Source organism: Melissospora conviva, assembly GCF_049523535.1.
GTDB lineage: Bacteria > Actinomycetota > Actinomycetes > Mycobacteriales > Micromonosporaceae > Melissospora > Melissospora conviva.
Window position 1 is genome coordinate 30,199 of sequence record NZ_JBLLDT010000007.1, and the last position, 20,182, is coordinate 50,380.

Sequence of the window (20,182 nt, forward strand, 5' to 3'; positions counted from 1 at the left end):
ATCATGCCAAGTCGGGACCGGGCACGTCCGCGCCGGCCTGTCCGCGGCGGCCGACCGGGCCCGGCACGCCTCCGAAGACCTGACGCATCGCGAGCTCCTGCTCCATCACCCCGGCGAGGCGCCGCACCCCCTCCCGGATCCGTTCCGGCGAGGGGAAGGAGAAGTTCAACCGCATGAAGCCGTGCCCGGAGCCGTCGGCGTAGAAGCCGGTGCCCGGCACGTACGCGACCCGCGCGGCGATCGCCCGCGGCAGCATCGCCTTGGAGTCCAGTCCGTCCGGCAGACTGGCCCAGATGAAGAGCCCGCCGTCCGGCCGGGTCCACGTGGTCCCCTCCGGCATCAGGTCACCGAGCGCGTCGAGCAGCGCGTCGCGGCGTTCCCGGTAGATCTCCCGGTAGATCTTGAGCTGGTCCCGCCAGGGCATGGTCGTCAGATAGGTGGTGACGGCGGCCTGGGCGTACGCGCTCGGGCAGAGGATCTGCGCCTCGCTGGCGATGACGAGCTTCTCGCGGACGGCGTGCGGCGCGAGGATCCAGCCGACCCGCAGCCCGGGGGCGAAGGTCTTGGAGAAGGTGCTCAGGTAGAAGACGCCGTCGCGGCGCCGGGCCCGCAGCGGCCGGGGCGCGTCACCGGAGAAGCCGAGCTGACCGTACGGGTCGTCCTCCACCACCAGCAGCCCGGCGCGTTCGCAGATGTCGAGCACCCGCTCCCGGCGCTCCTCGCTCAGCGTCACACCGGTCGGGTTCTGGTACGTCGGGATGGTGTACAGGAACTTCGCTCGCCGGCCAGTCCGGGCGACCTCGGCGATCGCGGCCTCGAGCGCCTCGGGAACGAGCCCGTCGTCGTCCATCGGCACGTGCACGACCTGGGCCTGGGCGGCCTGGAACACCCCGAGTGCGCCGACGTAGGTCGGCCCCTCGGCGAGCACCACGTCGCCCGGGTCCAGGAAGAGGCGGGAGACCAGGTCCAGCGCCTGCTGGCCGCCGACGGTCACCACCACGTCCTCGGGCGAGGCGCCGCAGCCGACGTCGATGCCGGAGAGGGACATCACCTCGCAGATGCGTTCCCGCAGCGCCAGGGTGCCCTGGCCGATGCCGTACTGCAGGGTGTCCACGCCCTGTTCGGAGCCGAGGCGGCCGAGCATGTCGCCGACCGCGTCCAGCGAGAGCGCGGCGATGTACGGCGCGCCACCGGCGAGCGAGACGACCTCCGGACGGCTGGCCACGGCGAAGAGGGCCCGGATCTCCGACACCGTCATGCCGCGGACCCGCCGGGCGTACCGGTCGGTGTAGTCGTCGAGCGTCGTGCCGGTCACGGACATCACCTCGAATGCAGGGGGCTGTCGGTCGATGGTAGTCCTCCGATCACGGCGCACGCCCCGGCTATTCGGTCGGAGGCGCAGGTCACGCGGGCCGGTACGACCGTCCGCCCACCTCCTTGGTGCGTCCGCTCCCGGGGTGCCGTGGCAGGGCGTACGATCGCTCGTCGAGGACCGTGCCGGGCGGCCGGCGTCGGCGCGGACGGGTGCTGGATTCGAACCAAGGGTGGCGCGATGTCCCGACGGCTGGTCAGTCTGACCCTCGACACGTTGGAGGATCTGCCGCGTTCCTGCCGGGCCTGCGTCTACTGGGAGCTCGACCCGGTCGCCGCGGATCGTGCCTGCGCGGCGGGTGACCCCGGGCTGGAGAAGGAAGCCTGGGTGTCGCAGACTCTGCTGGAGTGGGGCTCCTGCGGCAAGCTCGTCTACGTCGACGGGATGCCCGCCGGGTTCGTCATGTACGCCCCGCCGGCGTACGTCCCGCGGTCGATGGCCTTCCCGACCTCACCGGTTTCGGCGGACGCGGCGCTGCTGACCACCGCCCACGTGGTGTCGTCGTTCGCCGGTGGCGGGCTGGGCCGGATGCTGGTGCAGGGCGTTGCCCGGGACCTCACCAAGCGGGGCATCAAGGCGATCGAGGCGTTCGGCGACGCCGAGGCCGATGCGGGGAGCGAGGCCCGGGGGCGCTGCCTCGCCCCGGCGGACTTCTACCTGTCGGTGGGCTTCAAGACGGTACGGCCACATCCGCGTTTCCCCCGGCTGCGCCTGGAACTGCGCACGGCGCTCTCCTGGAAGTCCGACGTCGAGTACGCGCTGGAGAAGCTGCTCGGGTCGATGAGCCCGGAGACGCTGCTGCGGCCGGTACGTCCCGCGGTCAGTCCGGCCGGCAGTACGGTCTCCGCCCGCAGCGACTGAGTCGATTCCCTACTCGGCGTGGGTGCCGGCGGTCAGCCGGGCGCGTAGTTCGCTGACGTCGATGGAGCCGGTCGGTACGTCCTGTTCGATCGGGAAGTACATCCGCTGCACGCCGGCGATGATGGACTCCACCACCCGGTCGCGGAACCGGGGGTCGATCAGCCGGGCGCGGTCCCGCGGGGAGGTCAGGTAGCCGACCTCGGCGCGGATGGCGGGCATCCGGGTGAAACGCAGCAGTTCCCAGCTCTTGGCGTGGGTGCGGCAGTCCAGCAGTCCCGTGCGGGAGACGATCTCGCGCTGCACCAGCCCGGCGAGCCGCTCGCCGGTCGCCGAGGTGACGCCGTTGTCCGTGCCGAAGTGGTAGCAGGCGACCCCTTCGGCGTCCGGGTTCGGATGGTGGTCCAGGTGCAGCGAGATGAAGACGTCGGCGCCGACGTCGTTGGCGAGCGCGGCGCGGGCGGCGTCGTCAGGCCCCTCGGCGAGGGCCGGCCCGCGGGTCAGGTGTACCCGCATTCCGGCGGCGGCGAGGCGCCCTTCCAGCCGGCTGGCGAGGTCGTGGACGATCTCGGCCTCGGTCCAGCGCTGCGGCCCGTCGCTGACCACCACTCCGGGATCGCTGCCGCCGTGCCCGGGGTCGATGACGACGACCCGGCCGACGAGGGTGGTGCCGGACTGGCGCAGCGCGTCGGACTCACGCAGCCACTGTGGCCGGCCGCCGATCACCTTGCGCCCCAGCCGGCGGAGCGCGTGCATGGTGTGCGGTCCGCAGGTGCCGTCGGGGGTCAGTCCCACCTCGCGCTGGAACTGTGCCACCGCCCGGGCGGTGCGCATGCCGTAGATGCCGTCGGAGCGGCCCGCGTCGAACCCCATCTCCAGCAGCCGTTCCTGCAGCACCCGGACGTCGTCGCCGGTCAGCGGCGCCGGGATGGCGTGGTAGAGGGTGCGGGCGCCGAGGTGCCAGCGGGCGGCGTCCAGGGCCCGCCAGGTCTCCGCGCCGACCCGGCCGTCGACACTGAGGCCGCGGCTCTGCTGGAAGGCCCGTACGCCTCGTTCGGTGGCGGCGTCGAACTCGTCACCGCCGCCCTCGTCGAGCAGCTGGACGCTGGTGAGGATGCTTCGGATCTCGCGTACCGCGGGTCCTCGGGCGCCGAGGCGGATCGGTCGCACGGAAAACCCCCTCGTGGATACGGATTCGACTCCCCGGCGTGGGACTGCCGCGCCGCTGCGGCTCGGCAGCGGCGAGCAGCAGACGTCGGGATGAGCGTACCGTGACGGCCCGGTTGTCGAGGGTGGTTGCGGGTCGGAGCCCGGGCGTGGGCGGAGTGTCGTCGGACCAGTTGATGGGCCTGCTCCATGGCCGACGTGACCGCAGACGAAAGCACCGGCGCCCGGATCCATCAGGACCGGACGCCGGTGCGGTGCGCGGGTGGCGCTGCCTCGGCGATTCCGCCGAGGGCCGAGTGCGAGGTTGCCCTACAGTGCCGACTCGACCAGCTTGACCAGGTCGCCCTTGGGCTTGGCGCCGGCGATCGACTGCACCGGCTCACCGTTCTTGAACATGGTCAGCGTCGGCACCGACATGATCCGGTAGTTGCGCGCGACCTCCGGGTTCTCGTCGATGTTGAGCTTGACGATGCTGACCTGGTCGGCCATCTCGCCGGCGATCTCCTCCAGCAGCGGAGCGATCTTCCGGCACGGCGCGCACCACTCGGCCCAGAAGTCCACCAGGACCGGCTTGTCGGACTTCAGTACGTCGGCCGCGAAGCTCGCGTCCGTGACCGCCTTGATTGCTCCCACGATTACCCTCCTTGGGGGTACTACTTCGAGTCGTTCAGTCCTGCAGGGTGGCGATGAACCGCTCGGCGTCGAGCGCCGCCGAGCAGCCGGTGCCGGCGGCCGTGATGGCCTGACGGTAGGTGTGGTCGACGACGTCGCCCGCGGCGAAGACGCCCGGCACGCTGGTCCGCGTCGAGGGGGCCTGGACCCGGACGTACCCCTCGTCGTCGGTGTCGACCTGGTCGCGGAAGAGTTCGCTGCGCGGGTCGTGGCCGATCGCCACGAAGACCCCGGTCACGTCGAGGATCTTCTCCTCGCCGGTGCGCACGTTGCGGACCCGTACGCCGGTGACCTTGCCCTCGGCGCCGAGGACCTCCTCGACAACCGAGTTCCACTCGACCTTGATCTTTTCGTTGGCGAGCGCCCGCTCCGCCATGATCTTGCTGGCCCGGAACTCGTCCCGCCGGTGGATGATCGTCACCGAGGCGGCGAAGCGGGTCAGGAAGGTCGCCTCCTCCATCGCCGAGTCACCACCGCCGACGACCACGATGTGCTGCTCCCGGAAGAAGAAGCCGTCACAGGTCGCGCAGGACGACACGCCGTGGCCGAGGTACTCCTGCTCACCCGGCACGCCCAGCGGCCGCCAGGCCGAACCGGTGCTCAGGATGACGGACTTGGCCCGGTACGCCGTCTCGCCCACCCAGACCGTCTGCACCGTGTCGGTGCCCGGCACGCCGGTGTCGACCAGCTCGACCCGGGTCACGTCGTCGGTGACGAACTCGGCACCGAAGCGCTCGGCCTGCTTACGCATGTTGTCCATCAGCTCGGGGCCCATGATGCCGTCCGGGAAACCGGGGAAGTTCTCGATCTCCGTGGTGGTCATCAGCGCGCCGCCGGACTGCACGCCCTCGATCACGAGCGGGTTCAGGTTGGCGCGCGCGGCGTAGACGGCCGCCGTGTAACCGGCCGGCCCCGAGCCGATGATGATCAGGTTGCGGACCTCGTCCACTGCCGTCTCCCGAGTCTCTGTGTGTGGCTACCGGCGAGCGCGCCGGATGCCGGTGGGGTTCACCGATGGTGAGCACCGCCGGTTGACCTCCAGAACGCATCGTACGAATCCGCAATTCCCGGATCGGTCGTCGGTGCGCCATCTCACGCCACGTTCCGGCGGCGATGTGTGGTGTCACCCTACCCGGGCCCGCCGGCGGACGTCGGCGTCAGAACCGAGGCCACAGGCCGGTCCGGTGGCGAAAGCCCAGCGTTCGCCGCGGCCGTCGACGAACTCGACGATCACCGCCGGAGCGCCCTCGAAGTTGGCGTAGTCGACGGCGACCACGGTGACCGCGCCACCGCCGTGTTCCGCCGCGACAGCCGTCAGACAGGAGGCGAGGGCGGCCTGCCCGCGGAGCCGTTCGAGCGGTGAGCCGAAGGTCTGCACGCCGACCGGTGGCTGCGGATCGGCCGGATCCGGTGCGGCGTCCGGACCGAGCGAGGCGCCCTCGGTCGGTCCCGGCGGCACGTCGGCCGCACGGCGGGCGGGCACCCCCAGCGGGAGCGTAGCCGCTGTGTAGTCGCGGCCGGAGGCGATGAGCCGATCGGCGCCGGGTGCCGTGACCTCCGCGGCGGAGCTGGTGGTGCCGGCCGCGTCCTCGCCCGGCCCGCGCAGCTGCCCCAGGCCGAGCCCCACGACCGCCAGCGCCACCACGGCCACCGCCACCGGTGCCGCCAACCGGGCCCGTCGACGCCGGCGGGTGTCCCGTCCTGTCGTGGCGGGGGTGGCACCGACCGGGCGATTCGGCGGACGGTTGTCGGCTGCCCGGCCGATCCGGGCCCCGTCGTGACCGCCCGCCCCGAGCTGCCGGCCGGAGTCGGCCGCCGACGCGGACTCCTGCCCGGCCGGCGTCGCGGTGGTGAGCGGCCCGGCTTCCGCGAGCACGCCGGTCAGCCGAGCGAAGACGTCCGGCGGCATCGGGGGCGCCGACGCGCCGTACGCGGCGAGCTCCGCCGTCACCGCCGCCAGCGCCACGACCGTCTCCCGGTACGCCCGCTGCCACTGCGGATCGTCGCGCAGCAGCCGATCGACCTGCGCCGCGCGCGCGGGATCCAGTGCCCCGCCGGCGTACTCGGCGAGCAGGTCGTGGTCGACCTCGCTGAACCGTCCGGCCGTCACCGGGCCTCCCGACTGGTCTCCTGCGTGTGCTGCTCCGCTGCCGGTTCGACGTCCTCGGCGCCGGCGCGGTTCCCGGCGGTGTGGCCGGTCACGGCGGGCGGCGCCGGCGGGCGGGCCCGCAGGTGGCCGAGACGCACGGCGAGCCGGGCCCGGCCGCGGGCGCACCGGCTCTTGACCGTCCCCTCGGCGACGCCGAGCAGCCGGGCCGCCTCGGCGACCGGGTAGCCGTGCACGTCGACCAGGATCAACGCGGCCCGCTGCTCCGCGGCGAGTTCGGCGAGCGCCTGGCGCACCAGCAGCCCGGTGTCGTGGTCCAGTTCGGGGGCGGCCGGCTCCCGGGCCGGGTGGCCGAAATCGTCGCGCTGCTGCGGCAACGGCACCGTCGGATGGGCCTGCCGTCGCCGCAGACGGTCAAGGGCGGCGTTCACGACGATCCGGTGCAGCCAGGTCGTCACCGCAGACTCGCCCCGGAAGCGGCCGGCGGCGCGGTGGGCCGAGAGCAGGGCGTCCTGCAGGGCGTCGGCGGCCTCCTCGCGGTCACCGGTGGTGCGCAGCGCCACCCCCCAGAGCCGGTCGCGGTGCCGCCGCACCAGCGTCGCGAAGGCCAGCGGGTCGCCGTCGGCGTGCGCCCGCAGCAGCGCCGCGTCGTCCCGAGGATCGTCGGCCGGGGCCGTCGGGACGGCCGGGTCCGTCTGATCAGCCGGCCCGGTCGGGCCCTCTTCGTCCCCGACGATCAATCCACGCTCCTGACCTCGCGGTGCCCGCGCCGGCCGGCGGCGGGATCACTGACCCCGGACGATGATTTCCTGTACGCCGACCTGGAAGCCCCCGTCGGAGGTGGCCGGCAGCTCGGTGAACCAGAGCAGCAGGTAGCGGTACTCCTGGTCCGGGTCGAAGTCGCTGAACGTCATGGTGGTGCCGTCGTGCCGTTCGTACGCGCCGACCGGCGTCTTGCGGTAGCTCTGGAACAGCTCCTGGTCCCCGGCGGTGGTGGAGGGCGGGTTGATGCTGCCGGAGTAGAGCTCGGCGGAGGCGCCGGCGGCGGAGAGCTCCGCGGTGACCGACTTGACCATGCGCGGTTCGCCGAGGTCGATGAAGATGCCCATGCCGGCCTTGACGTTGCCGAACTTCGGGCTGAAGTACTTGTGCGTGAACCAGCCGCCGTCGGTGTCACCGTCGACGACCTTTTCGATGTCGCGCAGCTCGTCGCGGTCGCCGCCCGGCGGGTCGACGACGCGGACCTGGTCGGCGCCGATGGCGATCTGGACGATCTGTGCCGGGCTGCTGTCGCCCGGGGTCTCCGACGGGTCGGTGCCCGCGCTGGTCTGCGCGACCGGTCCCGGTGCCGGGTCGTCGCCGGGGGTGAGCACGGTGACGCCGACCAGCAGCGCGATCAGCGCGGCGGCGACGCCGCCGCCGATGCTCAGCAGCAGTTTGCGGTTACCGAGCTGGCCCAGCGCCGACGGCTCGTCGTCGACGGCCGCCGCGAACCGCAGCGGGCCGCCCTCCGGTTCGGGCTCCTCGGCGAGCGCGTCGAGGCTGCCCAGTTCGGCGGCGAGCGCCTCGGCGGTGGGCTGCGGCGCCTGCGGGTCGAGCAGGGCCGTCGTCAGCTCGTCCAGGTAGGACGGGATGCCGGCGCGTACCTGGCGGGGGGCGGCGGCACTGCCGCTGCCGTCGCGGATCGCGTCGGCGACCGCGGCCCGGCCCTGGCCGGCGGTGGCGCCGAGCATCGGCGCCTCGGCGTACGGCCAGCGTCCGGTCAGTGCGAAGTAGAGGATCCCGCCGACGGCCCGGACGTCGGTCTCCTGGGTGTCGACCACGTCGGAGCGGCCGTCGGCGAGCACCACCCGGCCGTCATCGCTGATCATCACGGTGCCGGGGTGGACGTTGCCGTGCACCATGCTCGTGGCGTGCACCGCGCTCAGGGCGGCGGCGACCGCGTGGGCCACGCCGGCGGCGTGCGCAGGGTCGAGCACGCCCTCGGCGACGATCTCCCGCAGCGACCGGCCGCTGACCCACTCGCGCACCACGTACGCGCGTTCACCCTCGTCGATGGCGTCGTAGACGCCGGCGAGGTTGGGGTGCACGACGCGGCTGGCGGTCACGGCGGACTGGAGCATCGCAGTGGCGGAGTCGCCACCGGGGTAGCGCAGGATCACCGCGACCGGTCGCCGGAGCACGACGTCGACGCCGCGCCACACCTGCCGGCCGGCGCTGTCGTCGTTGATGTGTTCGGCGAGCTCGTACCGCTCGGCGAGGATCTCGCCGACCTCGGGAGCACCGAAGGTCATCAGCGATGGGGCGCTGTCGCCCGCTCCCTGACCTTCGCCGACCTGGGTCACCAGTCCTCCCTCGGTGCTCGTGTCAATCGATGGGCGTCGTGCGACCGGCGCCGGTGCGGCGCCCGTCCGCGGCCTCTCCGGCGCGGCGTTCCCCGACCGACGGTCGGTACTGCCCCCGATCCGTCCAGAGCGACCTTACCCGCGCGGGCCGGATCTCCGACATCCATCTTCGTGCCCATAACGGCGGCGTGCCAGTTGAGCAGCGAGAATGTCGTGTCGGCGGCTTCCGTCAGCGGCCGAGGCGGCTGCGGACCATCCCGATCACCTCGGTGATCTCGCTGATCCGCAGCAGCATGGCGAGGCCGAGATAGGTGAGGCCGACCGCGGCGCCACCGACCAGGATCTGCACGACGGATTCCCAGAACACGGGTGCGTCGCCGCCGGGCAGGAGCTTCACCACCACGGTCCCGACCACCGCCGAGAGGCCGGCGGCGACGATCACCTTGCCGAAGGTCCGGGTGATCTGCCCCATCCCGAGGCTCCCCATCCGGGGTCGCAGCAGCCAGGCCGAGAGGACCGCGGCGGCGACGTACGAGACGGCGTTGCCGATCATGGCCGCGCTGGCGGCGAAGCTCGCGGAGAGGGCGGCGAAGAGCCCGATCAGGACCAGCACCCGGACCACCACCACCGGAATGTTGATCAATGCCGGGGTGCGGGTGTCGGGCAGCGCGTAGAAGGCGAAGGTGAAGAGCTGGCTGATCGCGAAGGGCACCAGCGCCAGACCGGCGATCATCAGCACCGGCACGGTGGAGCGGGCGTCGTCGGCCGTGAAGGCGCCGCGCTGGAAGAGGGCGAAGACCACCGGAGTGGCGAGCACCCAGTAGCAGACCGCGATCGGGGCGAGGACGGCCGTGACCGTCCGGGTGCCCCGCGAGAGGTCGGCGGCGAGGTCGGCGAAGCGGCCGTCCGCGGCGGCGGCGCTCATCCGCGGCAGCAGCGCAGTGATGATCGAGACGGCGACGATGCCGTGCGCCATCATCATCAGCAGATAGATGTTGTTGTAGCTCAGCGCGCCGGCCTCGCCCCGGCCGGTGGCCCGGTTGACCAGGTTGAACACGGCGATCACGCCGATCTGGCTGACCGCGACGTAGCAGAACATCCAGGCGCCCAGGTGGCCCAGTTCCCGCAGCCCGAGAGCGCCGAAGTCGAACCGCCACTTCCAGCGGAAGCCGACCTTGCGCAGCGCCGGGAAGAGCCCCGCGGCCTGGACCGCGACGCCGAGCAGCGTGCCGCCACCGATCAGCACGATCTGACCGATGGTCATCTGGTTCGGGTCCAGCACGCGCGCGCCGTAGACGAGCACGTAGATCCCGCAGACCGCGATCACCACGATGTTGTTCAGGATCGGCGCCCACATCGGGGCGGCGAAGTGGCCGCGGGTGTTGAGCACCGCGCTGATCAGCGCGCTCAGCCCGGTGAAGAAGAGCATCGGCAGCATGAACCGCGACAGGGCGGTGATCAGGTCGGGGTAGTCGCGGGTGGTCTCGTCGCCACCGGCGACCAGCCAGGTCAGAAGCGGGGCGGCCACCACCGCCAGCAGCGCCGCGACGCCGAGCGCCAGCACCGCCAGGGTGAGCAGGCGCTGCATGTACGCCTCACCGCGGTCGGCGTCGGCCTTGCGGCGGCGCACCAGCACCGGCACCAGCACACTGGTCAGCACCCCGCCGAGAAGGAATTCGTAGACCATCCCGGGCAGGATCTGCGCCGAGGTGTACGCGTCACCGATCGCCTTGCCGAGCGCGGCGGTGATCGCCATCGTCCGCAGGAAGCCGGTTCCCCGGCTGACCAGGCTGCCCATCGCCATGACGGCGCTGTTGGCGGCGGCACTGCCCTCGGCGACCTGCTCCGGTGGGGGCGCACCCTCCAGCGCCGGGCTGTTCGGCGGCTCCGCGGAGATGAACGTGGCACCGTCGTCGGGTGGCAGTGGGCCCCCGGCGCTGGCATTGGCGCTGCGGTAGAGACCGCCGCTCATCGAGCCTCCCAGGGTGCACCGATCCGATCGTTGAAGACCTTAGTCACTTTCCGCAGTTCGGTTGGGTGTGACCCGGTCCGCCCGTCTGTGCGCCCGCCGCCGCCCGGCGCCCCCGCGCCCGATAGGCTGGCGGTCCCATGTCCGAAGCCTCCGCACGCCCCGCGCCCGCCGGTGCCATCGCACCCGACGGCGGCAGTGGCGACACCCCGTCCGCGCCCGACCGGCGCCGGCTCACCGCCGCCCAGCGCAACGCCGTGGCCGAACTCCTCCGGGTCTCCCCGGTCGCCGACGAGCTGGGCCGCCGCTTCGCGCAGGCCGGCCACGAGCTGCACCTGGTCGGCGGTTCGGTACGCGACGCCCTGCTCGGCCGCCTCGGCGACGATCTCGACTTCTGCACGGACGCCCACCCGGACACCACCTTGCGGCTGCTCAAGGGCTGGGCCGAGGCGATCTGGGAGACCGGCCGGGAGTTCGGCACCATCGGCGCGCAGCGCGACGGTCTCCGCTTGGAGATCACCACCTTCCGCGCCGAGTCGTACGACCAGGTCAGCCGCAACCCGGTGGTGGCGTACGGCACGAATCTGATCGACGACCTCAAGCGCCGGGACTTCACCGTCAACGCCATGGCGGTCAGCCTCCCCGACCACGACTTCACCGACCCGTACGGCGGGCTCGACGACCTCGCGGCGCGGATCATCCGTACGCCCGGCACGCCGCAGGAGTCATTCGGTGACGATCCCCTGCGGATGCTGCGGGCGGCCCGGTTCGCCGCGCAGCTGCGCTTCACCGTGCACCCCGAGGTGCGTGCGGCGATGCAGCGGATGGCCGCGGACCTGGATCGGATCACCGCCGAGCGGATCCGGGACGAGTTCACCAAGCTGCTCTGCGGCGCCGACCCGGTGACCGGGCTGCGGCTGCTGGTCGACACCGGGCTGGCCGACCGGTTCCTGCCGGAGCTGGCCGGCCTCAAGCTGGAGATCGACGAGCACGCCCAGCACAAGGACGTCTACGAGCACACGCTCACCGTGGTGAGCAACGCGGTGGCGCTGGAGTCCGACGGCTGTGACTTCGTGCTGCGGATGGCGGCGCTGATGCACGACATCGGCAAGCCCGCCACCAAGGCGGTCGGTTCGGACGGGCGGGTCAGTTTCCACCACCACGAGGTGGTCGGCGCCCGGCTGACCAAGCACCGGATGAAGGCGCTGCGCTACCCGAAGGACGTCACCTCGCAGGTGGTGAAGCTGGTCGGGCTGCATCTGCGCTTCTACGGTTACGGCCGTGGTGAGTGGACCGATTCGGCGGTGCGCCGCTATGTCACCGACGCCGGTGAGCTGCTGCCACGGCTGCACAAGCTGACCCGGTCGGACTGCACCACGCGCAACCGGCGCAAGGCGGCGGCGCTCGCCGCCGACTACGACGCGCTCGAGGAGCGGATCAGCCGCATCGCCGCCGAGGAGGATCTCGCGCGGGTCCGGCCGGACCTCGACGGTAACGCGATCATGGAGCTGCTCGGGGTGCCGCCGGGGCCGGTGGTGGGCCAGGCCTGGCAGCACCTCAAGGAGTTGCGCCTGGAACGCGGCCCGCTGGACCGCGACGAGGCCGAGGCGGAGCTGCTGCGCTGGGCGCGCGAGCGCGGCATCGCCGGCTGATCGCAGAACGAGGGCGCAACTGCGGCGTCGCCGGCTCGACCGCGAAACGACGCGTCCGTCGGGAGGCGTTCGCCGTACGAAGAGGCCGGGACGGCGCTTGCCGCAGGGAGATAGAAGCAATTCGGGAAATGCCTCCCGTGTACCGCTGTCAATTACTTGACGAAACGCGATCATCTGGCCGTTCGGACGAGGCGAGCACTTCCCGGATCGTCGATAGTGGAAAGATCATCAAACCCTCTGTTCGCCCCCGCATCACCGGTGTCATTCATCCCGGGGATCGGCTGGGCGGACTTCGTCCATCCCATGGGGAGATCTTTCTGTGAGACGCCGAGGCGTTATGCGCCGCTCGGCGGGGGCCGGGCTCGCGCTCGCCCTCGTCACCTCGGTCCTGTCCGTCACCACCGGTGGCGCGGCAATGGCAGACCATGCAGCTCCGTACGACCTGTCCGGTCTGGAGTTGCGCGAAAAGCTTCGTACCGAGTCCCCCGTGGACCGGACCGCGCCCCGTGACCGCACGCCGAAGACCGTGCCGGGCCGCTACATCGTCAAGCTCAAGGACGGCACGGCCGCCCCGAGCGCCACCCGCGGCACCGTGCAGGCGTTGACGAAGTCCAACGGCGGCAGTGTGCGGAAGGTCTTCACCGGCGCGCTGCGCGGTTACTCCGCCGACCTCACCGCCGCCGAGGCGAAGCGGATCGCCGCCGATCCGGACGTCGCGTACGTCGAACCTGTCCGCAGGTACTCGATCAGCGGCACCCAGAAGAATCCCCCCTCCTGGGGGCTGGACCGCATCGACCAGACCGGCACCAGGCTCAACGGCGCCTACCGGTACCCGGGAACGTCGGCGCGGGGTGTCACCGCGTACATCATCGACACCGGCATCAACGTCGCGCACCAGGACTTCGGCGGCCGGGCGAGCAACGGCTTCGACGCCTTCGGCGGCACCGGTGACGACTGCAACGGTCACGGTACCCACGTGGCGGGCACGGTGGGCGGCAGGAGCTACGGCGTCGCCAAGGATGTCAAGCTCGTCGGCGTGCGCGTGCTCGACTGTGACGGCACCGGGACCACCGAGGGTGTCGTCGCCGGCATCGACTGGGTCACCGCCAACGCGAAAAAGCCCGCCGTGGCGAACATGAGCCTCGGCGGTGGCGAGGACCCCGTCCTGGACGACGCGGTCAAGGCCTCCATCGCCCGCGGCGTCGGTTACGTCGTCGCGGCCGGCAACGACGCGCACGACGCCTGCTACTACTCCCCGGCGCGGGTGCCGGCGGCGATCACGGTCGGCGCCACCGACAAGCTGGACATCGTCCTCAACTCCTCGAACGTCGGCGGCTGCCTGGACATCTTCGCCCCGGGCGCCGGGATCACCTCCGCCTGGATCGGCAGCGGCACCGCCAAGAAGAGCGCCTCCGGTACGTCGATGGCCGCGCCGCACGTGACGGGCGCGGCAGCGATCCTCCTGGCCCAGAACCCGGGCTGGTCGCCGCGGCAGGTGCGCGACGCGGTCGTCAAGAGCGGCATCGCCGGCGCGGTCTTCGGGACCTTCGGCAGCATCGACCGGCTCCTGCACGTCGGGGCCGTGCCGGTCAAGCGGAGCTCCGTCGGCCTGCGGGCCCGGTTCAACGAGAGTCTCGTCGTCGCCCCCAGCGGCGGCAAGAAGGCGCTGGTGCCCCGCAGTTGGGTGCTCGCCAAGGGCGAGAAGTTCGACATCGTCCCGGCCGGTGGCAGCTGGGTCGCGCTGAAGTCCAAGGCGAACAACCGGTACGTCGTGGCCCCGAGCAGCGGCAAGAAGCCGCTGATCGCCAAGACCAAGTCCATCGTCGGCTCCGCGAAGTTCAAGCTGGTCCACAACATCGACGGCAGCATCAGCCTGATGGCGAAGGTCAACCGCAAGTGGGTCACCGCCGGCAAGAACTCGCTGATCGCCAACGGCACCCGGATCGGCACCCGGCAGCGGTTCGACATCGACGCGCCGAACCCGGTGGTCAGCCTCCGCGCCACGGTGAACAAGAAGTACGTCACCGCCGATGGCTCCGGCACGAAGCCGCTGATCGCGAAGCGGGGGTCGGTCGGCCGCTGGGAGAAGTTCGAGCTCGTTGACCTCGGCAACGGTCTGGTGGCCCTGCGCTCGATGGGTAACAAGCGCTTCGTGGCCGCGCCGAGCTCCGGACGGAAGCCGCTGCAGGCGAAGGTCTCCTCCCTCGTCCTCTCGGCGATCTTCTTCATGCCGGGCACCGATCAGAACGGCAACATCGCGCTGCTCGCCGTGGTGAACGAGCGGTGGGTCCGGGCCGAGGGCGGCGGTGCGAAGCCGCTGATCGCCAAGACGCACTTCGACGCCAGGCTCAGCGCCCGGGAGTACTTCACGGTCAGGGCCGCGTAGCCGGTCGCACCGCTCCGGAGCCCGCCGGCACCGCTCCTCGGGGGTGGCGCCGGCGGGCTCTGGTGTTTTCGCGGCCGGGGACGCACGAGGGCCGGGGTCCGATCGGACCCCGGCCCTCGTGTCTGTCGTCGGTCAGTTCACCGCGGTCTCGCCGCCGGTCACGGCCTTGTGGTTGTCACCGGCTCCGTTGCCGCCGTTCTGCGTGGCGCCGAGTTTGCCGAGCAGGCCGGCCAGGTCGATACCGGTCAGGTCGGTGCCGAGCTGCAGCCCCTGGGCGACGTTGTTCGCCACCGACTTGGTCAGCGACGAGGCGCCGTCGGTGGAGATGACGGTCATCTTGTCGATGCCGGCCATCGGGGCGCTGGCCGCCTCGACCACCTGCGGCAGCATCTTCACCAGCAGGTCGAGGACGGCGGCCTCGCCGTACGCGTTGAAGGCCTCGGCCTTGCGGGCCATCGCCTCGGCCTCGGCCTGCCCCTTGGCCAGGATCGCGGCGGCCTCGGCGGTGCCTTCCCGCTCGATCGCCTCGGCGATGGCGGTACGACGCCGCTGCTCGGCCTCACCCTCCTTGGCGCCCTCGATGGCGTTCGCCTCGGCGAGCGCGGCACGGCGGGCCCGCTCACCCTCACCCATCAGGCGGGCCTGCTCGGCGGTGGCCTGAGCGGCGGCGATGGTGGCCTGGCGCTGCGCGTCGGCGGCGAGCACGGCGGCGGCGCGATCCGCCTCGGCCTCCTGCTCCACCTTGTACCGGGCCGCGTCGGCGGGCTTGCGGACCTCGGTGTCGAGCTGACGCTCCTTGAGTTCGGCGTTGCGCTCGGCGACCTTCTGCTGCTCGGAGAGGATCGCCTGGTCCCGCTCGGCCTGGGCGAGCGGGCCGGCGGCGGCGGACTTGGCCTTGGCGGCGTCGATCTCGGCGGCGATGCCGGCCTGCTTCAGCGCCAGGTTGCGGTTCGCCTCGGCGATCGCCTCCTCGGCGAGGAGGCGCTCCTGCTCGGCGGCCTGCCGGGCGCGGGCCTCGGCGATGGAGGCGTCCTTGAGCACCCGGGCGGCTTCCGGACGGCCGAGGTCCTGCAGGTACGACCCCTCGGCGATGATGTCCTGCAGCTGGAAGGTGTCGAGCACCAGACCCTGGTTGGTCATCGAGTGCTCGGCCTCCTCGGCCACCGCGCTGGCGAAGGCGGCCCGGTCGCGGATGATCTCCTCGACGGTGAGCCGGCCGACGATGGAGCGCAGCGCGCCGGCGAGCACCTCCCGGGTGAACTCCTCGATCTCGTCCTGCTGGTGCAGGAAGCGCTGGGCGGCGGCCCGGATCGCGTCCTCGGTGCCGCCGACCTTGACGATCGCGACGCCCTGGAGGTTGGCGCGGATGCCCTGCTTGCTGACTGCGCCGGTGATCTCGACGTGGATGCGGCGGCTGGAGAGGTCCAGGGACTGGATCTTCTGCACGACCGGCAGCACGAAGACCGACGCGCCCATGACGACCTTCTGGCCGGAGTTGTCGGTGGAGCGGACGCCGTCGACGGTCTGCGTGGTGCGGCCCTTGCGGCCGGTGACGATGAACGCCTCGTTCGGCCCGGCGACCTTGATCCGGGAGAGGACGAAGAGGACCAGGATGAGCAGCAGCGCGACAGCGCCGCCGATGGCGATGACCAGTGGCATTAGCTTCCTTCGATGAGGTGGGGGGTCTGCTCGACCAGAACGCTGGTGTCGGAGGGGGCGGCGACGACGAAGATGCCCGCTCCCGTGGGGATCGCGCTGTCCGCCTTCGCGTTGAGCTTGACCGGCTGGCCGCCCACGCGGACGCGGACCTCGCCGTATCCGTTGGCCGGGATCGGGGTGACCACCACGCCGAGGGCGCCGATCAGGTCGTTGCGGGTCGGGGTGGCGTCGGTGTTCATCCGGTCCGCGGCCCGGCCGAGCCGGAGCGCGAAAGCGGCGGTGGGGACGGCGGCGACCAGCCCGATCCCGGCCGCGGCGGCGACCAGGACCGGGCTGGAACCACCGATGAGTTCGTTGGCGATCGCCGCGCCGAAGCCGAGGGCGCCGGTGAAGCCGGCGAGCGCCTCCGTGGAGATCCCGCCCTCCCCCGAACCGATCTCAAAAAATTCGAGACCGAAGAGGGAGACGATCAGAAGGGCGATGCCGATCCCGCCGATGATGAGAAATACCAAGGTTCCCGAGGCCACGCCTGGCATGGTAGTGATGGCCTGCAATAGCCACGGGAGGCGCGGGGTCGTCGGATCAGAAATCGTCGTCGAAGCTGACGCTGCCGGTCACGCCGACCTGATAGGCCGAGACCCGCCGTTCGAAGAAGTTCGACAACTCCTGGACGTCCTGCAACTCCATGAAGGCGAACGGGTTCCGGCTGCCGTAGAGCGGCGCGATACCGAGCATGGCCAGCCGCCGGTCGGCGACGTGCTGCAGGTATTCGCGCATGTCGGCCGGGGACATCCCGGAGACGCCCTGTTCGAGCAGGTCCACGGCGAACTGCACCTCGCACTCGACGGCCTCGGACATCATTTCCCGGACCTGCTGCTCCATCTCCGCGTCGAAAAGCTCCGGCTCCTCGGCTCGTACGGTGTCGACCACGTCGAAGGCGAAGGCCATGTGCATCGACTCGTCGCGGAAGACCCAGTTCGTGCCGGACGCCAATCCGTGTAGCAGACCGCGGGAGCGCAGGTAGTAGACGTACGCGAAGGCGCCATAGAAGAAGAGGCCCTCGATGCAGGCGGCGAAGCAGATCACGTTGAGCAGGAACGCCCGCCGGTCGTCGCGGGTCTTCAGCTCACGCAGCGCGAAGACCGAGTCAATCCACTTGAAGCAGAATTCCGCCTTGCGCGCGATCGAGGGGATGTTCTCCACCGCGGCGAAGGCCTCGGCGCGATCCCGCTCGTCGGGGACATAGGTGTCGAGCAGGTTCAGATAGAACTGGACGTGCACGGCCTCCTCGAAGAGCTGTCGGGACAGATAGAGCCGTCCCTCCGGGGAGTTGACGTGCTGATAGAGGTTGAGCACCAGATTGTTGGCGACGATCGTGTCGCCGGTGGCGAAGAACGCCACCAGCCGCGACACCAGGTGCTGCTCGGCGGGGGTGAGCCGGGCCAGGTCGGCGAGGTCGGCGTGCAGGTCGACCTCCTCCACGGTCCAGGTGTTCTTGATCGCGTCCTTGAAACGGTCGAAGAAGTGCGGGTACTTCATCGGCCGCAGGGTCAGGTCCATTCCGGGGTCGAGCAGCATCACTGGCAGGCCTCACACGAGTCGGGGTTTTCCAGGGAGCAGGCGAGCGTGTCGTCACCGCTGACGACGGGCTGGATCACCGGGGCATCCGCCGGGGCGATGGAAACGGTGGCCTGCTGGATGCGCGTCGCCGGGCGTGAGCGCAGGTAGTAGGTGGTCTTCAGCCCGGCTTGCCAGGCGTAGAGGTACATCGAGGAGAGCTTGCCGATGGTCGGCGCGGCCAGGAACAGGTTCAGCGACTGCGACTGGTCGATGAAGGGCGCCCGGGCGGCGGCGAGGTCGATGAGCGCGCGCTGTGGCAGTTCCCAGGCGGTGCGGAAGAGTTCCCGGACGTCGGCCGGCAGGTCGGTGAGGCCCTGCACCGACCCGTCGGCGCGCTTGATCTGCTCCCGGACCGGCGCCGTCCAGAGCCCACGAGCCTTGAGCTCGCGTACCAGGTAGGTGTTGATCTGGAGGAACTCCCCCGACATGGTCTCCCGCTTGAAGAGGTTGGAGACCTGGGGCTCGATGCACTCGTAGCAGCCGGCGATCGAGGCGATCGTCGCGGTCGGCGCGATCGCCACCAGCAGCGAGTTGCGCAGGCCGTGCGCGGCGATCGTCGCGCGCAGCGCCGCCCACCGTGCGGTCTGCGTCGGCTCCGCGCCCCAGAGGTCCGGGTGCAGCTCACCCCGTGCCGCACGGGTCTGGGCGTACGCCGGATGCGGGCCGAACCGTTCGGCGAGGCCGGCGGAGGTCTCCAGCGCGGTCAGGAAGATCTCCTCCTGGACCCGGGTCGACAGCTCCTTCGCCGCGGCGGAGTCGAAGGGCAGGCGCAGCGTGAAGAAGGCGTCCTGCAACCCCATCAGCCCCAGCCCGACGGGGCGCCACCGCGGGTTCGACGCCGCGGCCTGCTCGGCGGGGTAGTAGTTGATGTCGATGACCCGGTCCAGGAAGACGACCGCGGTCCGGACCGTGGCGCGCAGCTTCTCCCAGTCGATGCCGTCGGCGGTGACGTGGGCGGCGAGGTTGACCGAGCCCAGGTTGCAGACCGCTGTCTCCCCGTCGTTGTTGACCTCCAGGATCTCGGTGCAGAGGTTCGACAGGTGGATGACGTTGCCGGGTGCCGCGGTCTGGTTGGAGAGCCGGTTCGAGGCGTCCTTGAAGGTCATCCAGCCGTTGCCGGTCTGCGCGAGGGTGCGCATCATCCGGCCGTACAGTTCGCGGGCTTTGACGGTCCGGACGGCGCGGGGCTCCGCGGCCCGGTATGCGGCGTCGAACTCCTCGCCGTAGAGGTCGGGCAGCTCGGGCGCGTCCGACGGGTCGATGAGCGACCAGTCGGCGTCGGCGGCCACCCTCCGCATGAACTCGTCGGGGATCCAGTTGGCGAGGTTCAGGTTGTGGGTACGCCGGGAGTCCTCGCCGGTGTTGTCGCGCAGTTCGAGGAATTCCTCGATGTCGGGGTGCCACGGCTCCAGGTAGACGCACGCCGCGCCCTTGCGCCGGCCGCCCTGGTTGACCGCGGCCACGCCGGCGTCGAGGGTCTTCAGGAACGGCACGATGCCGTTGGAGCGACCGTTGGTGCCGCGGATCAGGCTGCCCCGCCCGCGTACCCGGGACCAGGAGATGCCGATGCCGCCGGAGAACTTCGACAGCTTCGCGACCTGGTGGTAGCGCTCGTAGATGGAGTCCAGTTCGTCACGGGGGGAGTCGACCAGGAAACAGGACGACATCTGGGTGTGCCGGGTGCCGGAGTTGAACAGGGTCGGCGAGCTGGGCAGGTACGCCAGGCTCGACATCAGCCGGTAGAAGGGGATCGCCTCGTCCGGCGTCCGGGACAGCCCGCACGCCACCCGCATCAGCCAGTACTGCGGGGTCTCCACCACCAGCCGCGTCTCGGGGTGGCGCAGCAGGTACCGGTCGGCTACCGTCCGCAGCCCGAAGTACTCGAAGCGCAGGTCGCCGCCGGGGTCCACGGCGGCGTCGAATTCGCCGGCGTGCCGGGCCACGAAGGCGGCCGTCTCGTCGCCGACCAGGCCCAGGCTGTGGGCGTACCGGATCGACTGGCTGAAACCGGCGACGCCCTGGCCGTGGACCTCCTCGGCGACGTACGCCGCGAGGAGCCGGGCGGCGAGCCTGGAGTACTGCGGCTCCTCGCCGATCAGGTCGGCGGCGGTCTGGATCGCCAGCCGGTCCAGTTCGGCGGTGGTGGCACCGTCGTAGAGACCGTTGATCGTCTTGGTCGCCACCCGGAGCGGGTCGACCTCGTCGAGGTCGGCGACCCACCGCTGCACCGCGGTGACGATCCTGTTCACGTCGACCGGTTCGATGCCGCCGTCGCGTTTGCGGACCTGCATGACGGGCCGGCGCTGCTGCGGCGCGGCAATCTTGTCTGGACTGAGTGTCACGAACTCTCTCCTCGCGAGCCCATGGCCGTCTGC

Annotated in this window: 15 protein-coding genes; 3 read left to right on the forward strand and 12 right to left on the reverse strand. The window is 71.2% G+C overall.

All coding sequences use genetic code 11. The features are described from left to right. Position 1: 1 nt before the first annotated feature. Positions 2–1,315 (reverse strand): aminotransferase-like domain-containing protein, encoded by a 1,314-nt coding sequence (locus tag ACK8GG_RS16360; protein WP_440351290.1) that lies wholly within the window; start codon positions 1,313–1,315, stop codon positions 2–4. Positions 1,316–1,552: 237 nt separating this feature from the next. On the opposite strand from ACK8GG_RS16360, the gene ACK8GG_RS16365 reads away from it, so the two are divergent. After that, the gene (locus ACK8GG_RS16365) at positions 1,553–2,233 is read left to right on the forward strand and encodes a GNAT family N-acetyltransferase (protein ID WP_440351289.1); all 681 of its coding nucleotides are present in this window, start codon (positions 1,553–1,555) and stop codon (positions 2,231–2,233) included. 9 nt (positions 2,234–2,242) lie between these two features. On the opposite strand, the gene ACK8GG_RS16370 is transcribed toward ACK8GG_RS16365, so the two are convergent. The 7 genes from ACK8GG_RS16370 to murJ all read right to left on the reverse strand — a co-directional run bounded on the left by ACK8GG_RS16370 (position 2,243) and on the right by murJ (position 10,493). Continuing rightward, a complete protein-coding gene (locus ACK8GG_RS16370) occupies positions 2,243–3,400 on the reverse strand; it encodes an N-acetylmuramoyl-L-alanine amidase (protein WP_440351288.1) in 1,158 nt (385 codons plus the stop codon). A 306-nt stretch (positions 3,401–3,706) separates the two neighbouring features. Beyond that, the gene (trxA, locus tag ACK8GG_RS16375) at positions 3,707–4,030 is read right to left on the reverse strand and encodes a thioredoxin (protein WP_440351287.1); all 324 of its coding nucleotides are present in this window, start codon (positions 4,028–4,030) and stop codon (positions 3,707–3,709) included. Positions 4,031–4,064: 34 nt separating this feature from the next. Continuing rightward, positions 4,065–5,018 carry a thioredoxin-disulfide reductase gene (gene trxB, locus ACK8GG_RS16380; RefSeq protein ID WP_440351286.1) on the reverse strand — a complete coding sequence of 318 codons (954 nt, stop codon included), beginning with the start codon at positions 5,016–5,018 and terminating at the stop codon, positions 4,065–4,067. A gap of 174 nt (positions 5,019–5,192) precedes the next feature. Further along, positions 5,193–6,179 carry an RsmA family anti-sigma factor gene (locus ACK8GG_RS16385; protein WP_440356727.1) on the reverse strand — a complete coding sequence of 329 codons (987 nt, stop codon included), beginning with the start codon at positions 6,177–6,179 and terminating at the stop codon, positions 5,193–5,195. Continuing rightward, positions 6,176–6,817, reverse strand: a complete 642-nt coding sequence (gene sigM / locus ACK8GG_RS16390; protein ID WP_440351494.1) for an RNA polymerase sigma factor SigM — start codon at positions 6,815–6,817, stop codon at positions 6,176–6,178. The genes ACK8GG_RS16385 and sigM overlap by 4 nt, the downstream gene beginning before the upstream one ends. Positions 6,818–6,961: 144 nt before the next feature. After that, a complete protein-coding gene (locus tag ACK8GG_RS16395; protein ID WP_440351284.1) occupies positions 6,962–8,521 on the reverse strand; it encodes a protein kinase family protein in 1,560 nt (519 codons plus the stop codon). 229 nt (positions 8,522–8,750) lie between these two features. Next, entirely contained in the window at positions 8,751–10,493 is a 1,743-nt protein-coding gene (gene murJ / locus ACK8GG_RS16400; RefSeq protein ID WP_440356728.1) for a murein biosynthesis integral membrane protein MurJ, read from the reverse strand. Positions 10,494–10,630: 137 nt separating this feature from the next. Here murJ and ACK8GG_RS16405 point away from each other — a divergent pair, with 137 nt between their 5' ends. Continuing rightward, on the forward strand, positions 10,631–12,142 hold the full coding sequence (locus tag ACK8GG_RS16405; RefSeq protein WP_440351282.1) for a CCA tRNA nucleotidyltransferase: 1,512 nt from the start codon (positions 10,631–10,633) through the stop codon (positions 12,140–12,142). A 319-nt stretch (positions 12,143–12,461) separates the two neighbouring features. Further along, positions 12,462–14,528, forward strand: a complete 2,067-nt coding sequence (locus ACK8GG_RS16410; RefSeq protein WP_440354593.1) for a S8 family serine peptidase — start codon at positions 12,462–12,464, stop codon at positions 14,526–14,528. A gap of 132 nt (positions 14,529–14,660) precedes the next feature. On the opposite strand, the gene ACK8GG_RS16415 is transcribed toward ACK8GG_RS16410, so the two are convergent. From ACK8GG_RS16415 to ACK8GG_RS16430, 4 genes are read right to left on the reverse strand one after another with little or no spacing between them, the layout of a single operon-like run. Then, complete coding sequence (locus ACK8GG_RS16415; RefSeq protein WP_440351280.1) at positions 14,661–16,187, reverse strand: flotillin family protein; 1,527 nt, start codon at positions 16,185–16,187, stop codon at positions 14,661–14,663. Continuing rightward, on the reverse strand, positions 16,187–16,723 hold the full coding sequence (locus tag ACK8GG_RS16420) for an NfeD C-terminal domain-containing protein (protein WP_440351279.1): 537 nt from the start codon (positions 16,721–16,723) through the stop codon (positions 16,187–16,189). The genes ACK8GG_RS16415 and ACK8GG_RS16420 overlap by 1 nt, the downstream gene beginning before the upstream one ends. Before the next feature lie 46 nt (positions 16,724–16,769). Next, the gene (locus tag ACK8GG_RS16425) at positions 16,770–17,765 is read right to left on the reverse strand and encodes a ribonucleotide-diphosphate reductase subunit beta (RefSeq protein ID WP_440351493.1); all 996 of its coding nucleotides are present in this window, start codon (positions 17,763–17,765) and stop codon (positions 16,770–16,772) included. Next, on the reverse strand, positions 17,765–20,098 hold the full coding sequence (locus ACK8GG_RS16430) for a ribonucleoside-diphosphate reductase subunit alpha (protein WP_440356805.1): 2,334 nt from the start codon (positions 20,096–20,098) through the stop codon (positions 17,765–17,767). The genes ACK8GG_RS16425 and ACK8GG_RS16430 overlap by 1 nt, the downstream gene beginning before the upstream one ends. Positions 20,099–20,182: the final 84 nt, after the last annotated feature.

Excerpts from the sequence above, each read along its gene's own strand:
- ACK8GG_RS16365 (WP_440351289.1), top strand. The coding sequence starts at position 1,553 with ATGTCCCGACGGCTGGTCAGTCTGACCCTCGACACGTTGGAGGATCTG.
- murJ (WP_440356728.1), bottom strand. The coding sequence starts at position 10,493 with ATGAGCGGCGGTCTCTACCGCAGCGCCAATGCCAGCGCCGGGGGCCCA.
- ACK8GG_RS16405 (WP_440351282.1), top strand. The coding sequence starts at position 10,631 with ATGTCCGAAGCCTCCGCACGCCCCGCGCCCGCCGGTGCCATCGCACCC.
- ACK8GG_RS16415 (WP_440351280.1), bottom strand. The coding sequence starts at position 16,187 with ATGCCACTGGTCATCGCCATCGGCGGCGCTGTCGCGCTGCTGCTCATC.
- ACK8GG_RS16420 (WP_440351279.1), bottom strand. The coding sequence starts at position 16,723 with ATGCCAGGCGTGGCCTCGGGAACCTTGGTATTTCTCATCATCGGCGGG.
- ACK8GG_RS16425 (WP_440351493.1), bottom strand. The coding sequence starts at position 17,765 with ATGCTGCTCGACCCCGGAATGGACCTGACCCTGCGGCCGATGAAGTAC.
- ACK8GG_RS16430 (WP_440356805.1), bottom strand. The coding sequence starts at position 20,098 with ATGCAGGTCCGCAAACGCGACGGCGGCATCGAACCGGTCGACGTGAAC.